The sequence below is a fragment of the Methylobacterium komagatae genome (assembly GCF_042661665.1).
Lineage (GTDB): Bacteria > Pseudomonadota > Alphaproteobacteria > Rhizobiales > Beijerinckiaceae > Methylobacterium > Methylobacterium komagatae.
In genome coordinates this window covers 525,578-541,021 of the sequence record NZ_JBHSWN010000001.1, presented here as the reverse complement: position 1 = coordinate 541,021, position 15,444 = coordinate 525,578, and the positions used below count along the sequence as shown (strand labels likewise).

10 protein-coding genes and 3 pseudogenes are annotated in these 15,444 nt (G+C 68.1%); 7 read left to right on the top strand and 6 right to left on the bottom strand.

All coding sequences use genetic code 11. The features are described 5' to 3' along the window. Positions 1-105 precede the first annotated feature (105 nt). Positions 106-1,574, top strand: a pseudogene (locus tag ACFQE0_RS02615) (DegQ family serine endoprotease). Positions 1,575-2,014: 440 nt separating this feature from the next. On the opposite strand, the pseudogene serB reads toward ACFQE0_RS02615, so the two are convergent. Next, positions 2,015-2,898: pseudogene (gene serB / locus ACFQE0_RS02610) on the bottom strand (phosphoserine phosphatase SerB). On the opposite strand from serB, the gene miaA reads away from it, so the two are divergent. Further along, positions 2,897-3,814, top strand: coding sequence for a tRNA (adenosine(37)-N6)-dimethylallyltransferase MiaA (miaA, locus tag ACFQE0_RS02605; RefSeq protein ID WP_378966805.1), 918 nt, complete (start codon positions 2,897-2,899; stop codon positions 3,812-3,814). The pseudogene serB and the gene miaA sit on opposite strands and share 2 nt — an antisense overlap. 15 nt (positions 3,815-3,829) lie before the next feature. Here the strand turns inward: miaA and ACFQE0_RS02600 are convergent, their stop codons facing one another. The 4 genes and pseudogenes from ACFQE0_RS02600 to ACFQE0_RS02585 all read right to left on the bottom strand — a co-directional run bounded on the left by ACFQE0_RS02600 (position 3,830) and on the right by ACFQE0_RS02585 (position 8,740). Further along, a complete protein-coding gene (locus tag ACFQE0_RS02600) occupies positions 3,830-6,496 on the bottom strand; it encodes a TIGR02302 family protein (protein ID WP_378966803.1) in 2,667 nt (888 codons plus the stop codon). A gap of 67 nt (positions 6,497-6,563) precedes the next feature. Continuing rightward, a pseudogene (locus tag ACFQE0_RS02595) lies at positions 6,564-7,773 on the bottom strand (polyhydroxyalkanoate depolymerase). Between the two features lie 359 nt (positions 7,774-8,132). Continuing rightward, positions 8,133-8,372 (bottom strand): hypothetical protein, encoded by a 240-nt coding sequence (locus ACFQE0_RS02590; RefSeq protein ID WP_378966801.1) that lies wholly within the window; start codon positions 8,370-8,372, stop codon positions 8,133-8,135. 155 nt (positions 8,373-8,527) lie between these two features. Beyond that, positions 8,528-8,740 carry a hypothetical protein gene (locus ACFQE0_RS02585; protein ID WP_378975221.1) on the bottom strand — a complete coding sequence of 71 codons (213 nt, stop codon included), beginning with the start codon at positions 8,738-8,740 and terminating at the stop codon, positions 8,528-8,530. A 205-nt stretch (positions 8,741-8,945) separates the two neighbouring features. Here ACFQE0_RS02585 and ACFQE0_RS02580 point away from each other — a divergent pair, with 205 nt between their 5' ends. Beyond that, on the top strand, positions 8,946-9,593 hold the full coding sequence (locus ACFQE0_RS02580; protein ID WP_378966799.1) for a Maf-like protein: 648 nt from the start codon (positions 8,946-8,948) through the stop codon (positions 9,591-9,593). Then, entirely contained in the window at positions 9,590-9,775 is a 186-nt protein-coding gene (locus tag ACFQE0_RS02575; protein WP_378966797.1) for a DNA gyrase inhibitor YacG, read from the top strand. The genes ACFQE0_RS02580 and ACFQE0_RS02575 overlap by 4 nt, the downstream gene beginning before the upstream one ends. Here the strand turns inward: ACFQE0_RS02575 and ACFQE0_RS02570 are convergent. Then, entirely contained in the window at positions 9,772-11,796 is a 2,025-nt protein-coding gene (locus ACFQE0_RS02570) for a PAS domain-containing hybrid sensor histidine kinase/response regulator (RefSeq protein WP_378966795.1), read from the bottom strand. The two genes, ACFQE0_RS02575 and ACFQE0_RS02570, sit on opposite strands and share 4 nt — an antisense overlap. A 179-nt stretch (positions 11,797-11,975) precedes the next feature. Here ACFQE0_RS02570 and ACFQE0_RS02565 point away from each other — a divergent pair, with 179 nt between their 5' ends. From ACFQE0_RS02565 to ACFQE0_RS02555, 3 genes are read left to right on the top strand one after another with little or no spacing between them, the layout of a single operon-like run. Continuing rightward, positions 11,976-13,625 (top strand): FAD-dependent oxidoreductase, encoded by a 1,650-nt coding sequence (locus tag ACFQE0_RS02565; RefSeq protein WP_378966793.1) that lies wholly within the window; start codon positions 11,976-11,978, stop codon positions 13,623-13,625. A gap of 41 nt (positions 13,626-13,666) precedes the next feature. Next, the gene (locus ACFQE0_RS02560) at positions 13,667-14,383 is read left to right on the top strand and encodes a hypothetical protein (protein ID WP_378966791.1); all 717 of its coding nucleotides are present in this window, start codon (positions 13,667-13,669) and stop codon (positions 14,381-14,383) included. A gap of 58 nt (positions 14,384-14,441) precedes the next feature. Next, positions 14,442-15,377: a LysR family transcriptional regulator gene (locus ACFQE0_RS02555; RefSeq protein ID WP_378966789.1), complete on the top strand. Its 936-nt coding sequence runs from the start codon at positions 14,442-14,444 to the stop codon at positions 15,375-15,377. Positions 15,378-15,444: the final 67 nt, after the last annotated feature.

Genomic DNA, 15,444 nt, shown 5'->3' with positions numbered 1-15,444 from the left:
GCCGCCGCGTAGCGGCCGTCGCAAGAGGGAAACGCTGTGCCGGAGAGGTCCATCATGAACCCCGTCGAGGTGTCCCGTCCGGGGCCTTTCAGCCGCCTCCGCCCGATGGCGACCGCTATCATGCTCGGCGTTACCGTGCTCGGTACGGCGCTGCCGGTCCCCGCCTTCGCCAAGGGGCCCGCTTCCCTGGCGGATCTGTCCGAGCAGGTCACCGACGCCGTGGTGAATATCTCGGCCTCCACCACCGTGGAGGCGCGCAGCAGCCGCACCATGCCGCAGCTGCCGCCAGGTACGCCCTTCGAGGACCTGTTCGAGGAATTCTTCAACAAGCGTGGTGGACGCGGCGGCGGCGGTGGTGGCGGAGACGGCGATCAGGCCCCCGCGCCCGTAAGTCGAATTCGCTGGGCTCCGGCTTCATCATCGATGCCTCGGGCATCGTGGTGACGAACAACCACGTCATCGGCGACGCCAACGACATCCAGGTCATCCTGCATGACGGTACGAAGCTGAAGGCGGAGATCGTCGGCAAGGATCCGAAGATCGATCTCGCCGTGCTGCGCGTGAAGCCCACGGCCGAGCGTCCGCTCAAGGCCGTGCCCTTCGGCGATTCCGAGAAGATGCGTCCCGGCGACTGGGTGATCGCCATCGGCAACCCGTTCGGCCTCGGCGGCTCGGTCTCGGCCGGCATCGTCTCGGCCCGCGGCCGCAACATCGAGTCCGGCCCCTACGACAACTACATCCAGACTGACGCAGCCATCAACAAGGGCAATTCCGGCGGCCCGCTGTTCAACATGGACGGTGAGGTCATCGGCATCAACACCGCCATCCTCTCGCCGACCGGCGGATCGGTGGGCATCGGCTTCGCCGTGCCCTCGAACACTGCCAAGACGGTGATCGACCAGCTTCGCGAGTTCGGCGAAGTCCGGCGCGGCTGGCTCGGCGTCCGCATCCAGAACGTGGACGATTCCACAGCCGAGGCGCTCGGCCTCAAGGGCGGGGCACGTGGCGCGCTGGTCGCAGGCGTGGACGAGAAGGGCCCGGCTAAGGCGGCGGGCATCGAAGTCGGCGACGTCATCGTGAAGTTCAACGGCACGCCGGTGAAGGCCTCGAGCGATCTGCCCCGCATCGTGGCCTCGACCCCGGTCGGCCAGAAGGTCGATGTGGCGGTGGTCCGCAAGGGCGACGAAGTGACGAAGGCCGTCACCCTCGGCCGCCTGGAAGACAACGAGAAGCCCCAGCAGGCGAACGTCCGGCAGCCCGACGCGGAAAGCTCCGTGCGTCAGGCGCTGGGCCTCAATCTGTCGAGCGTCACCGACGAGCTGCGCAAGCGGTACAACATTAAGGACGGCCAGAAGGGCGTGGTCGTCACCCGTGTCGATCCGAACTCCAACGCCGCCGACAAGCGGATCCAGCCGGGCGAGCTGATCGTGGAAGTTGGCCAGGAGGCGGTCTCGACCCCTGCTGACGTCACCAAGCGCATCGACGCCCTGAAAAAGGAAGGCCGCAAGTCCGTCCTGCTTCTGGTCGCCGCCGCGAACGGTGATGTTCGGTTCGTGGCTCTCGGGCTCGAGTAATCGCTCCGCCCGCCGGGGTTCCGTACCCCGGCGGGCTTAAATAAGTGACGATTCTTGTCTTTAGAATCATCAAGATAATACTGTAAATTTTTATATCATTCAGATATTCGACGGATCGAAGGCCAAGCTTGTCGCGAGAACGTCGCGCTATTGCTCGGATATTGCCGAACGCTATTCCGATGTCATCGAGATCGAGGATGGCCTGCGCGAGATCCGCGATATCCCGCTTCTACGGAACTGGTCGGATTGGGATTCCTGGCTGCTCCGCGTCGAGGCGTGCTACCGGATGATGTCCCGGCTCTGGCTGCGCCCGAACGGCAGCCCGGCCCAGTCGCCCGCCGCCATCGACGCGCTGGTGATCGATTACCAGCGGCGAATCTTCAGCGTCACCTAGCGCATCGTCCGCCGAAGTGGACGGCGGTTCGGCGCAAGAAAACGCTCTAGCCAACGAATTCCGAAGCCGCGAAGCCCTGGAGATAGAGAAGTGCGGTGAGGTCGCCGTGCTCCACTCGTGCCCGCGCGGCAGCGGCCACCGCCGGTTTGGCGCGGAACGCGACGCCGAGTCCGGCTTCACCCAGCATGTCGAGATCGTTGGCACCGTCGCCGACCGCCATCGTCTCGGCGGGGGTGAGCCCGAACTGGTCGCGCAACTCCATGAGGGTGGCCCGCTTCTCGGCCTTGCCGACTATGGGATCCTCGACGGCGCCGGTGAGCTTGCCGTCCGACACCGCGAGGCGGTTCGCCCGGTGCTCCGCGAAGCCGAGCTTGCCCGCGATCGGGCCCGTGAAGAGGGTGAATCCGCCGGAGACGAGGCAGGTATGGGCGCCGTGAGCGGCCATGGTCCGCACCAGGGTGCGCCCGCCGGGGGTGAGCGTCAGCGTGTCGGCGATGAGCCCGTCCACCACGCCGACCGGGATGTCCTTCAACAGCGCGACGCGTTCGCGGAGCGCAGGCTCGAAGGCGATCTCACCGCGCATAGCCCGCTCGGTGATCGCCGCGACATGATCCTTCAGGCCGAGCGTGCCCGCGAGCCATCGATGCATTCCTGCTTGATCATGGTGGAATCCATGTCGGCCAGGAACAAACGCTTGCGGCGGTGGGAATCGGCGGGCAACACGGCGAGGTCGATGGGCTCGTTCGCCAGCGCCGCGCGCAGCCGCTCCGTCAGCGCGGCGGCATCACCGGTCACGAGGATTTCGGCGGCGACCTCCCGGTGGAGGATACGCGGCTGATGCTCGGTGCCGAGCACCTTGCGAGCCTCGGCCAGAACCGCATCCGTGATGGCCGGGCGGTCCGGGTTTGCTATCAGAACCGCGACCAGCATGCGGAGGAAAGCCTTGCCGTTGTGGGAAGCCGGGGAGCGCCCGGCGGCGGTTCTCATCGCAGGACCGACCGCCTCGGGCAAGTCGGCATTGGCGAGCCGTATCGCCCGCGAGCATGACGGCGTCGTCGTCAACACGGACTCGATGCAGGTCTATGCGGATCTGCGCGTGCTCACCGCCCGGCCGGACCCTGCCGAAGAGGCGGCGGTGCCGCACCGGCTCTATGGCCATGTCGATGGGGCGACGAACTATTCGCTGGGCCATTTCGCCCGCGATGCCGCCGCACTCCTCGACGGGCTCGACGGCCGCCTGCCGGTCTTCGTCGGCGGCACGGGCCTGTACTTCAAGGCGCTCGAACAGGGCTTCTCGGAGTTGCCTCCCGTGCCGGAGGAGATTCGCGCCGAGATTCGGTTGCGGGCCGAGGGCCGGGCGACCGAGGCGCTCCATGCCGACCTCGCGCAGCGTGATCCCGAGGGCGCCGCGCGCCTGCGACCGAGCGACCGGATGAGGGTGATGCGCGCCCTCGAAATCCTCGCGGCGACCGGCCGTCCCATCGGGAGCTTCTACGGCGATCCCGTGCCGGGTCCCCTGGCGGGACGCTTCCTGCACAAGCTGTTCCTGGCCCCCGACCGAGCGCTGCTGCGGGAGCGCATCGATGCGCGGTTTCGCGCCATGATGACGGCAGGTGCCCTCGATGAGGTGGCGGCGCTGCGCGAGCGTCGCCTGGATCCGATGCTGCCCGTGATGCGCGCCCATGGCGTGCCGGGGCTGATCGCCCATCTCAACGGCAGCATGAGCCTGGAGGATGCGATCATCCGGGGGCAGGCGGACACCCGCGCCTATGCCAAGCGGCAGTTCACGTGGTTCCGCCACCAGATGGGCGACGCGTGGCGATGGATCGATCCGGAGGCGTGCTGACACGCCGCCGGAGCGTCAGTTCCGCCGGAGCAGACGCTCGAAATAGTCGAGCTCTTCCTGCGGACGGCTCGGATCGCCGAGCTTGCGCCGAAGCTCTTCCATGATCCGGCGGGCGCGCTGCACGGCCGATTCGTCGGCGGTGGGCACGCGGACCCGGCCGTCGCTCATCTCCTTGCCGCGCGTCGGGCGGCCGAGGGGATCGTCGTCGCGGGCGCCGGCTTGGCCTTCCTGGCCCGGCTGCTGGCCCTCGCCGGTTTGTCCCTCGCCCTCGGCCTGGGCCATCTCCTGCATCTGCTGAGCCATGCCCTCGGCCCCACGCTGGAGCCCGTCCAGGGCGCGGCCCTGGGCATCGACGGCATCGCCCTCGTTGCCCTGCTTCAGCGCCTCCTCGGCGTCGCGCATGGCCTCTTCGGCATCGGCGAGACCCTGCTCGCCGCGCATGCCGTTCTCCTTCATGCGCTGTTCGAGGTCCTGAAGCCGCTCGCGCAACGCCTGCTGGCGATCGCCGGGGCTGCCGCTCTGGCCCTGCTGCCCCTTCTGGCGGCTACCCTGCTGGCCCTGTTGACCCTGCTCACCGGGCGAGCCCTGCTGCCCCTGCTGCTGTTGACCTTGCTGTTGCTGCTGGCCGCGCTGCCCCTGCTGCTGCTTCTGACCGCGCTGGCCCTGCTTCGGCTCGTTGCCATCGCGGAAGGTCTCGTCGCGCAGGTCCTGCTGGTCGCGGGTCATCTGGTCGAGATCGCGCATCTGCTTCTGCATCTGCTTGGCGGACTCGTTGCCCTTGGCGCCCTTCTCGGCCGTCTGCAGGTTTTCGAGGATGTTACGCAGTTGCTCCATCAGGCGCTGCGCCTCGGCGGTGTCGCCGCGCTGCATCGCGTCCGCCATGTCCTGGATCATCTTGTTAAGATCGTCGGGCGTGACGGATTTCTGCTGGCTCTTGCCGTTGTCGCTGCGCTGCTTCTGCTCCCCGGGTTCGCGGTTCTGCTTCTGCGCCATCTCGTTCAGGAACTTGTCGAGCGCTTGTTTGAGATCCTGCGTGAGGCGCTTGATCTCCTCGTCGGGCGCGTTCCGGTCGATGGCCTCCTTGAGCCGGTCCTGGGCCTGACGCAGCTGCTTCTCGGCATCCGAGAGATCGCCGTCCTCGATCTTGAGGGCCATCTCCCACAGGAGGTCGGCGACCTCGGTCAGGTCGGCGTCGGTCTTCGCCCGGCGCAGGCGGTTCGTGGCCGTGCGCAGGCCGAGGAAGATCGGCGGCTGCGGCGTGAACTTGTCCGGAGCGATGAGCAGGGCGTCGAGCCCCGCCTGCACGCGCGGCCGGCCCTGATCCGGCTCGGTGACGAGGCGGCGGCGCTCCTCCGCGAGGGACCGGGCGAGGGGATCGCGGAAGATCCGGCCCGGCAGGGTCATCTCGCTGACCGGCGTCGTGCCCTCCTGTCCCGCCTCGTCCTTCACGACGATGCGGAAGCGCACCTTGGCCCCCGCCCACGGGTTATCGGTGAGGTCCACCAGGGACTTCGTCTCGGTCTGCCCGCTCGGATCGCCCGGCAGGGCCAGGGAGATATGGGGCGGCGGCACCAGGGAGCGGCCGGGCTTCAGCGGCTCCACGAGACCCTCGGCGGAGGCGATGCCGTAATCGTCCTTCGCGCGGTAGGTGAGGCTGAACGTGCCGCGCCCGTTCAATTCCGGCGAGCCGACGAGGCTGACCTCGGGGGGCGTATCCGGGATGGCGTCGATCGTCAGGCGTTGCGTGCCGCCGGGCGTGGCAAGGGTGAGATCGGCCGCGCCGGTCACCCGAAAGCGTTCTTCCCGTATGTCCGGACGAGGCGCTTGTCCCGGAACGGGGGTGAGGCCGCGTCCCGGTGTCAGGACCGAATGCGTGCCCTGTCCCTCGCCCGCGATGCGGACAATCAACTGCGAATTGACGGGCGCGCGCAGGTGCTGGTCACCCGCCCCGATGGAGACGAGAAGCGGCGGCATCCGCGTATAGAGCGGCGGATCGATCCAGCCGTCGATGCGGAAATTCGGGCCGGGGGCCGGTGGGGCGGACCAGTCGAAGGCGGCGCCAAGGCGCTGACGCCATTCCGGCCCGGCCACGAATAGGGCGGCGCCAGTGGCCACGATCAGTGAGGCGCGGAGGGCGTAGGGATCGCGGCGAACCATCCCCGGCCGGGGCGGCCCGACCTTGAGGGCCGCGACGGCCCGCGCGGCCCGAGCCCGGTGTAGGTCCCACAGGGCGCGGCTGCCCGCATCGGCCGAGCCGACGGCGAGCACGTCCTCGGCGGCCGAGGCCGGGCCGTGGGCGAAGATCGGATCGCGGCCTGCCGCCTCGCGGTCGATCCGCGCCAGGGCCGCGCTCCGGCCGGGACGGGGCAGGCGCAGCAGCGGGATCAGCGTGGCAACGAAGCCCACCGCGAAGAGGCCGAGGCCGATCTTCCGCCACAGAGGCGGGATGTCGAGCCAGAGACCGGCCCAGGAGACCGTCAGGAAGGCCAGTACGAAGGCGAGGCTGCGCCAAAGGATCGGCCATGCCGCCTCCCAGAGGACGACAGCCTTTGCCTGGGCGACGAGGCGATCGAGCCGTGCGACCTCACCGGACTTGGTCCGCTCGCCGTCCGCTCCGTCGCCGCGTTGGCTGCTTCTCACGCTGCCCGATCCGCCGTTCCGCTCAGGCGCCGGGGCGCCCATCCATGGAGCCTAGCATGGTGGCCCTGGCCCGACGCCGGGTCAAATCGGCGCGACGGGTCGCGCTCACTCAGGCGTGAGACTGGATGAAGTTGCGCACCTGCGGATAGATCTGGTTCTCCCACTTACGCCCGGCGAAGACGCCGTAATGGCCGACGCCTGCCTGGAGATGGTGGGTGCGCATGTAAGGCGGCAGGCTGGAGCATAGGTCGTGCGCCGCCATGGTCTGGCCCACGGCGCAGATATCGTCGCGCTCGCCCTCGACCGTCATCAGCGCCGTCTTACGGACAGAGCGCATGTCGATCTCCTCGCCGCGCCATGTCGAGCTCGTTCTTGGCGAGGGTGTAGTCCTGGAACACGGTCTTGACCGTCTCGAGATAGAAGTCGGCCGCGAGATCGAGGACCGCGAAATACTCGTCGTAGAAGGTCTCGATCGCCGCTGCCTTGTCGGCCTCGCCCTTCACGAAGTGCCAGAACAGGTCGCTGTGGCCTTGGACGTGGCGTTTGGCGTTCATCGACATGAAGGCTGAAACCTGGACGAACCCCGGATAGACCCTGCGCCCCGCGCCCTTGTGGCGGTTCGGCACCGTCGCGATCAGGTTGCGCTCGAACCACTCGATCGGTTTCGAGGTAGCGAGCTCGTTCACGCCGGTCGGGTTGACCCGGCAATCCACCGGCCCGGCCATCAGCGTCATGCTGCGCGGGGCGGCCGGATCCTTGGTCTGCGCCATCACCGCCGCAGCGACGAGGGCCTGCACGGCGGGCTGGCAGACGGCGACGACGTGAGAACCCTCGCCCATCGTCTGCAGGAAGCCGACGAGATGGGCGACGTAATCATCGAAGCCGAACCGGCCCTCCGAGAGCGGCACATCGCGGGCGTTGTGCCAGTCCGTGATGTAGACGTCATGATCGGGCAGCATGGTGCGCACCGTGGCGCGCAGAAGCGTCGCGAAATGGCCGGAAAGCGGCGCCACCACGAGCACCTTCGGCTGCTCGGTGACGATGTCCTTCCGGAAGCGCAGGAGGGTGCCGAAGGGCGTGACCTCGACCTTCTCCTCCGCGACCGCGACCTCGCGGTTGCCGACCATCACGCTCTCGATGCCATAGGCGGGTCGGGCGAAGGTCAGTCCCGCACGCATCATCATCCGCGCACCGGCGGACAGCCAGTTGAGCGGCTCGCTGAAAGGCGCCCAGGGAGTCCAGGCCGAATCGAGGAGCTTGCCCCAGCCCCTCATCTGCTCTGCAAGGTCTGTTTGCAGATCGAACGCGTCGTACAGCATAGGTCGGGCGCTCGCAGGTGCGCGGCCCGGCACGCGGGCGAACAGGTGAGAAGGCGGAGGCGCTGGCCTTACGGGCGATAGCATCTGCATGGCCTCCAACGATGTGCCTCGATGGGCAGGTCGGCAACTCCCCCAAAGGAGAGACTCCCCCTGAAACGTGCCACCTGTGGCCCCGATGCACCAATTTTAATGCGTAGTGCGCCTATTTCCTCCCCTCTCACGTTCGTGATCGGAATAAAAATTCAACTCTAAGCCGAAAATGTTTGGAATCGGATCGGTGAAGGCGTTCCGTCCACGAATAGGCGCATGGGTCGAGCGCCGCGCGTGCGGCACCCTCCCGGTGGGCTCGCGCATCGGGTTTAGGACGCTTTACGGGCCACGACTTCGCGGTCGCTCCGGCGGTGCTCGCAGGCGACCTTGAGGTAGCGGTCGCCCCCACCGGGCAGACCGGCCTGCGCGGCCATCGCCTGGGCATGCATCAGGCACTCCATTGGCGAATGGGCGGGTGAGACGATGATGTCGAGCGCCGTATCGCGGGAGCAATCCTGGGCGATCAGCGTCCCCGCACAGACGAGGGCAACAGACAACAACTCGGGCATAACGGACCTCGTGTTCGAGTGATCGAAAGGTCCGCGGAGTGCTCCGGCGTGCGAGCGACCGCGATTATTGTTGCCTGGACGTATCCTCCCTTGGATACTTGGGTTAGCACGGGGCGTGCCACTCGGTGTGGCGAGAAACACTCAGGTCTCGCGCGTCAGGCGCGAGCCGGAAGCCACTGCGTCTCGGGCTCCACGGACGGAAGCAGCGATGCGGCGGCGTCGAGATCCACCACGAAGCGTTCGGTGAGGAGGCGCCACATCTCGGCGGTCGAACTGGCCTTCTGCTGTCGCAACTCGTTCACGGCACTGGCAACGCCGGAGGTGTTGAGAAGAACAGGCCTGACAACTCTGGGATCGACGTTAGGCATGGTCACGAGCCCGGTTTTCGATGGGTACACTATTGTGGAACGTGGTTAACGCTCGGTTAACACCTTGTTTTCGTGGGTGTTGGGCGAGTTGAACCGGCGCGGTTCAGCCCGGTTCACAAGCCGCTCGCCTTCCCCTATCAAGCGCGCTCATCAGGACGGCCTGCCCGGCCGAGCCACGGCAGGGACCGGCCCGGACCGGAGCAAGATGGACGCCTCTTCCGACCACGGCGCCGCGTCGCGGGCGACCCGCCTCGTCCTCGCCTCGGCCTCGCCGCGCCGCCTCGCCCTCTTGCAGCAGGTCGGGATCGAGCCGGATTCGCTCCTTCCCGCCGATATCGACGAGACGCCGCGCAAGTCCGAGCCGCCGCGCGACCTCGCCCGCCGCCTTGCCCGCGACAAGCTCGCGGCGGCCGAAGCCGCGCTCCACGGCGCGCAGGACGCGACGCCCACATGGCTGCTCTCCGCCGATACGGTGGTGGCCGTGGGCCGCCGTGTCCTGCCCAAGGCCGAATTGCCCGATGAGGCGGCCGATTGCCTGCGCATGCTCTCCGGGCGGCAGCACCGGGTCTACACGGCGGTGTGCCTGCTTTCGCCCAAGGGGCGCCGCGAGCGGGTGATCGAGACGCGGGTGCGCTTCAAGCGCCTCTCAGGACGCGACATCCAGGGCTACATCGATTCCGGCGAGTGGCGCGGTAAGGCGGGCGGCTACGCCATCCAGGGCATCGCGGGCGCCTTCGTGGTGAAGCTCGTCGGCTCCTACAGCGCGGTGGTCGGTCTGCCGCTCTACGAGACGGTGAGCCTGCTTGACGGCGAGGGCTATCCCATCCGCGCAGGCTGGGCGGCCGCCGCGTGAGCGCCGCCCGCTGCCCGATCTGCCGCAAGCCGACGGTGCCGGAGTTTGCGCCGTTCTGCTCGCAGCGTTGCGCCGATGTCGATCTCGGCCGCTGGTTCAACGAGCGCTACGCGATCCCCGTCGAGGACGACGAAGACGACGAGCAGCCCGAAGCCCGTCCGCCGCTTTCCGAAGAGGACTAGGCCGCCCGGCGCTGGTGGCGCGCGAGCAGGTCCGGCAGGGCCTTGAGATCGAGGGGCTTTGCGAGGAAGCCGTCGAACCCCGCCGCGTGGGCGACCACTTCGTCGTCCTGGCTGGCATTGGCGGTGAGCGCGATGAGCCGCAGCCGCGTGCTCGTTCCGGCCTCCGCCGCCCGGATGCTTCGGGCGACCTCGTGCCCGTCGAGCCGGGGCATGCGGATATCGATGAGGGCGAGGTCGAACGGTCCCGAATCCTCGAACCGTGCCACCGCCTCGGCCCCGTCGGGGGCGTGGACGACGCTGCAGCCCAGCCGCTCCAGGGCGCGGGTGGCGAGCAGCGTGTTGATCGGATTGTCCTCCGCCAGCAGCACTCGCAGGCTGTTCGACGTGGGAGCGGCCTGCGCCGCCGGCCGGGTGGGGGCGCTCACCGGCGGGGTCTCGGCGAGGCGCTCGACCAGCGAGCGCGCCCGCACCGGCTTCACGAGGTAGCCGTCGAACCCGGCGGATGCGGGGGCACCGAAATCCCGGCGATCGAAGGGCGAGAGCAGAACGATGCGGCGGCGCACGCCGCATGTCCGCGCTGCCTCCGCGATCCGGCGCACAGCCTCGTCCCCGAGGGCGCGGTCGGCGATCACCGCGTCGAAGGTGACGGCGGAGAGGGCGTTCAGACCTTCCTCCAACCCGCGCACGATCACGGCCGCGCCGCCATGGCGGCTCAGCGCGCTGGCGAGATAGGGCGCCTGATAGGGCGAATCGGCCACGATCAGGCAACGGTGGCCCGCGAGGCGAGGCGCTTCGGCGTCGATCTCGGCGGTGGCGGGGAGGGCGGGCAGCGGCAGCACCGCGCGGAAGGTCGAGCCGGTGCCGACACGTGATTGCGCATCGACGCGTCCGCCCATCCGGGTGGCGAGGCGACGGGTGATCGCAAGGCCGAGTCCGGTCCCTTCGTATCGCTGGGCAGCGTGGTCCTCGCCCTGCTCGAATTCCTCGAACAGGCGGGGCAGGCGCTCCTCCGGGATACCGGGGCCCGTGTCGGCGACCGACAGCACCAGCCCCTCGCCGCCGAAGGAGAGGGACACGCCGACGCCGCCCCTGTCAGTGAACTTGATGGCGTTGCCCGCGAGGTTGAGCAGGATCTGGCGGAAGCGATCCGCATCGCCGACGAGGGAAGCGGGAACGTCCGCCCCGACATCGAGGGCAATCTCAAGGCCCTTGTCTTGCGCACGGGGTGCCAGAAGCTCCACCACGCCCTCGGCGATGGCGGCGGGGTCGAAGGGCTCGGAGGCGAGATCGATCCGCCCGGCCTCGATCCGCGAGAAGTCGAGGATGCCGTCGATCAGCCCGAGCAGCGCCTTCCCGCTCGCCCTGACGGCTTCGACATAGGTCTTCTGCTCCGGGTCCAGGCCCGTGCCGATCAGCAGGTCGGTCATGCCGATCACGCCGTTCAGCGGGGTGCGCATCTCGTGGCTGACGGTGGCGAGGAAGCGGGACTTGGCGACGCTCGCGCTTTCGGCCCGTGCCAAGGCGGCGTCGAGGGCCTTCACCGCCTCGACGCGAGCGGTGATGTCGCGGCCCGCACGCAGCCATTGCATCGGCCCGTCGCCATCCGCGACGGGTACTTCCACCACGTCGAACCACCGTTCGCGGCCATCAGCCGTGCGGATGCGCGTCTCGACACGGCGCAGGCCATCGTCGCGCACCGAGACCGTCTCGCCGTCGAGATCCTGCGGCTCGATCGGCTCGCCGATCAGCGCGGCGGGCGAGCGGCCGAAGAGCCGCGCGTAGCCCTCATCCGCGTAGGTGATGCGCCCGTAAGCGTCCCGTTGCACGACATGGTCCGTCGTTGCGGCCACCAGGGCACGGTAGCGCTCCTCCCCCTCGTTCGCCCGCCAGACGCGGTCGTACAGGCTTTCCTCGTCAACCTCAGTCTGCGCGCCCTTTCGGCGTCGCAGGCGCGACAGACCGGCGACACCGCCGGCCAGCAGAAGCAGCAGGGCGGCCAGGACGAGTTCGATGTTCGGCATGAACGCCTCCGCGCCGGGTCGTGGGCGAGACGTTCGCAGGGGAACCTGAAGGTGCCGTCAGGAAATGCACTTAACCAGTGGTTGCTGTGGATGCACGTCTGACGTGAATCGCCGTGAAGCATCGATCCAGCGTGCATTTGAAGCGTTGCCTGCGCGATAATGGCTAAGCGGGGATGCGAATGCCGGGCGAGCGCTACGACGTCATCATCATCGGGTCCGGGCCGGGCGGCGGAACGATGGCATGGCGCTTGGCCCAGACCGGGAAGCGCATCCTGCTCGTGGAGCGTGGCGACTATCTGCGTCGCGAGCCCCGGAACTGGGACAGCCAGGCGGTGATCGTCGATGGCTATTACCAAGCGAGCGAGACTTGGTATTCCTCCGACGGAAAGAGTTTCCATCCCGGCCTCCATTACTATGTCGGCGGCAATTCGAAATTCTACGGCTCGATCCTGTTCCGCCTGCGCGAGCGGGATTTCGGTGAGATCCGTCATCAGGACGGCCTCTCCCCGGCTTGGCCGGTCGGCTACAACGAGTTCGAGCCGTATTATCAGGCGGCGGAGGAGTTGTTCCACGTCCACGGCCTGCGCGGCGAGGACCCGACCGAGCCCTGGGCGCGCAAGCCCTATGCCCACCCGCCGGTGAGCCACGAGCCGCGCATTCAGCAATTGTTCGACGACCTGAAGCGCGAAGGGCACCAGCCCTTCCACCTGCCGGTCGGCGTGCGCCTCGTGGAGCGCGACGGTCAGCCGGTCTCGACCTCGCCCTGCATCAAGTGTGAATCGTTCGACGGCTTTCCCTGCCCGACCAACGGGAAATCGGATGCGCAGGTCATGTGCGTCGATCCCGCCCTGAGGGATTGCCCGAACCTGACCCTGTCCGTGCGCACCTATGTGGAGCGCCTCGTGACCAACGCCTCCGGCACCAGCGTCACCGGGATCGAAGGCACCCGCGACGGCGAGCCCTTCTCGGCGAGCGCCGATCTCGTGGTCGTGGCCTGCGGGGCCCTGTCCTCCGCACTCCTGATGCTGCGCTCGGCCACCGACCGGCACCCGGATGGGCTCGCCAACGGTTCGGGCCAGGTGGGGCGCAACTACATGCGCCACAACAACTCGACGGTGCTGGCGATCTCGAAGATCCCGAACCCGACGCGGTTTCAGAAGACGCTCGGCCTCAACGACTTCTATTTCGGCGATCCCGACACCAGGGATTCGTGGGATTTTCCCCTCGGCCACATCCAGATGGTCGGCAAGTCGGACGGCGCGCAGGTCCATGGTGAGGGCTTGCCGGGCTTCCTACAATGGTTCCCGGAGAAGCCCTTCGACTGGATCGCCAAGCACTCGGTCGATTTCTGGCTGACCTCGGAGGACATCCCGAAACCGGAAAACCGGATCTTCTATCGAGACGGTAAGGTCCATCTCGACCTCACCGAGACCAACGACGAGGCGCATCGCCGCCTTCGACAGAAGCTGCGCGAGATCTGCGACAAGACGCACATCCACCCGCACCTGTTCGACCGCTCGCTCTATCTCGGCAAGAACGTGCCGATTGGCGGCACGGCCCATCAGGCGGGAACGCTGCGCTTCGGCACCGATCCGGCCACCTCCGTCCTCGACCGGGACTGTAAGGCGCACGCGCTGGACAACCTCTACGTCACGGATGCGAGCTTCTTCCCCTCGATCGGCGCGGTGAACCCGACCTTGACCATCATCGCCAACGCCCTCCGGGTCGCCGACCACCTGATCGCGCGCCTGGATGCCCACGACGAAATTCCACCGCCCCGCCTTTTCGACCACACGGACCCGCCCGAACCCCTTTCCGCCCGCGCGTAGGAAGGGCATCCTGGCATCGGCAGATCCCAGCGAGACGAGTCATGAGTACGCCTGCTTCCGGACTGTCACCGCTGTGCGAGGCCATTGCCCGCACCCTCTACGAGCATGATGGCAGCGGCCTCGCCGGAGCGCCGGGCTGGGACGAGGAGCGTCTCGACGGCGAGCATCCGGGCCTGCGCGAGCGCTATCGCGGCCGGGCCGAGGCACTGCTCGACGGGCCGCTGAAGGATTTCCTCGCGGGGTTGGAGCGGGGCGACCAGTTGCGCGGCGAGTTGGAAGAGGAGTTGCGCGTCCTGCGCCGCCAGCGGATCGCAGCGGAACGGGAGCGGGAACTGCTCGAGGCCAACAACCGGATGCTGGACCGCGCCCGTGCCGCCGAAGCGGCCCGCGCGGATGCCGAGACGGCACGCACAACCCTCGAGCGGGAGCGCGACGTCGCCCGCGAGGCGGAAGCCTTCTGGCAGCAATTCGCCTTCGATGCGGACGACCTCGCGACCCAGCGCCTCGTCCGGGCGGCGGAGGCGCAATGGGCGGCCGAGCGCGAGGCGATCCGCGAACGCGCCCAGCGCGAGCGTGTGGAGGGCGCGCTCAAGCTGTTCGCCGACCGTGCCGAGATGATGCCGAAGGAGGGATGGGTCTCCGATCTCATCGGCACCAACCGCGATCTGCCGCTCTGGTGGTTCCACGCGGCACAGGTCGCCCTGCAACGGGCCGAGCCGGCCGCCGAATACGCGGCGCCGGAGCGCAAGGAGGGGTAGGGTCCGTTCGTGACGACGATCGTCCACCCCGTCATGATTTCCAGCGCTTGAGCCCGTCATGGCCATCGATCACGTCGATCTCGCCCGGCTCGACCTAAATCTGCTCGTTGCGCTCGACGCGCTGCTTCAGGAGCGCAACGTCACGCGGGCCGCCGCGCGAATCGGCATCGGCCAGTCGGCGATGAGCGCGAGCCTCGCGCGCCTTCGCCGCCTGTTTGATGACGAACTTCTCACCCGCGCGCCCGATGGCATGCGTCCGACGCCGCGGGCCATCGCCCTGGCCGAGCCGCTCCGGGGCGTGCTGCGCGGGGTGCAGGCGCTGGTCCATCGCGACGAGCATTTCGACCCGGCGACGCTGGAGCGAACCTTCATCGTCAGCCTGCCGGACAGCCTGGAGATCCTGCTGGGGCCGCGCCTGATCGCGCATCTGCGCGCCCATGCGCCGGGGGTGCGCCTGCTGCTGCGCTCGGTCGAGGCGGTACGCATCCTCGACGAGCTCGACGCCGACCGGGTCGATCTGGCGCTCGGTCTCTTCAGCAGGGGGCAGGTGCATCACAAGCAGCGCCTGCTCTACCGTGACAGCTATGTGGTGCTGTTTAACGCCGAACTCGTCGGCCTCGCCGCCCCGATCGGGCTGGAGGATTATCTCCGCTTTCCCCACGTCCTGACCTCCTTGCGCGAGACAGCCCATGGCGTGGTGGACGACGCGCTGGCGCTGATCGGGCGGGCACGCGTGCTCGCCGTGACGACGCCGCGCTTCCTCGTGGTGCCCTCACTGGTGAGGGCGGCGCCGCTCCTCGCGACGATGCATGCGCGGCTCGCGACGTCCTTCGCCGGGGCACTCGGCCTCAGCACCAGCCCGGTGCCGGTCCCCCTCGACGACGTGGCCGTGTCGATGCTCTGGCATGCCTCATACGACAATGATCCCGCCCATCGCTGGCTGCGGAACCTTCTCGTTCACCTCGCCGGGGAGTCCTCCGCCCCGGCGGAATGAGAACCCGCGACATCTGTGACCCATCCTCTAATCCGGGCCTTGACCGGGCGGATCGTCAATTTTCTAA

What these genes read in the sequence shown, in the direction of transcription:
- ACFQE0_RS02570 (WP_378966795.1), bottom strand. Translation starts at nt 11,796, where the DNA reads ATGCCGAACATCGAACTCGTCCTGGCCGCCCTGCTGCTTCTGCTGGCC.
- ACFQE0_RS02580 (WP_378966799.1), top strand. Translation starts at nt 8,946, where the DNA reads ATGGACGCCTCTTCCGACCACGGCGCCGCGTCGCGGGCGACCCGCCTC.
- ACFQE0_RS02590 (WP_378966801.1), bottom strand. Translation starts at nt 8,372, where the DNA reads ATGCCCGAGTTGTTGTCTGTTGCCCTCGTCTGTGCGGGGACGCTGATC.
- ACFQE0_RS02585 (WP_378975221.1), bottom strand. Translation starts at nt 8,740, where the DNA reads ATGCCTAACGTCGATCCCAGAGTTGTCAGGCCTGTTCTTCTCAACACC.
- ACFQE0_RS02600 (WP_378966803.1), bottom strand. Translation starts at nt 6,496, where the DNA reads ATGGGCGCCCCGGCGCCTGAGCGGAACGGCGGATCGGGCAGCGTGAGA.
- miaA (WP_378966805.1), top strand. Translation starts at nt 2,897, where the DNA reads ATGCGGAGGAAAGCCTTGCCGTTGTGGGAAGCCGGGGAGCGCCCGGCG.
- ACFQE0_RS02560 (WP_378966791.1), top strand. Translation starts at nt 13,667, where the DNA reads ATGAGTACGCCTGCTTCCGGACTGTCACCGCTGTGCGAGGCCATTGCC.
- ACFQE0_RS02565 (WP_378966793.1), top strand. Translation starts at nt 11,976, where the DNA reads ATGCCGGGCGAGCGCTACGACGTCATCATCATCGGGTCCGGGCCGGGC.
- ACFQE0_RS02555 (WP_378966789.1), top strand. Translation starts at nt 14,442, where the DNA reads ATGGCCATCGATCACGTCGATCTCGCCCGGCTCGACCTAAATCTGCTC.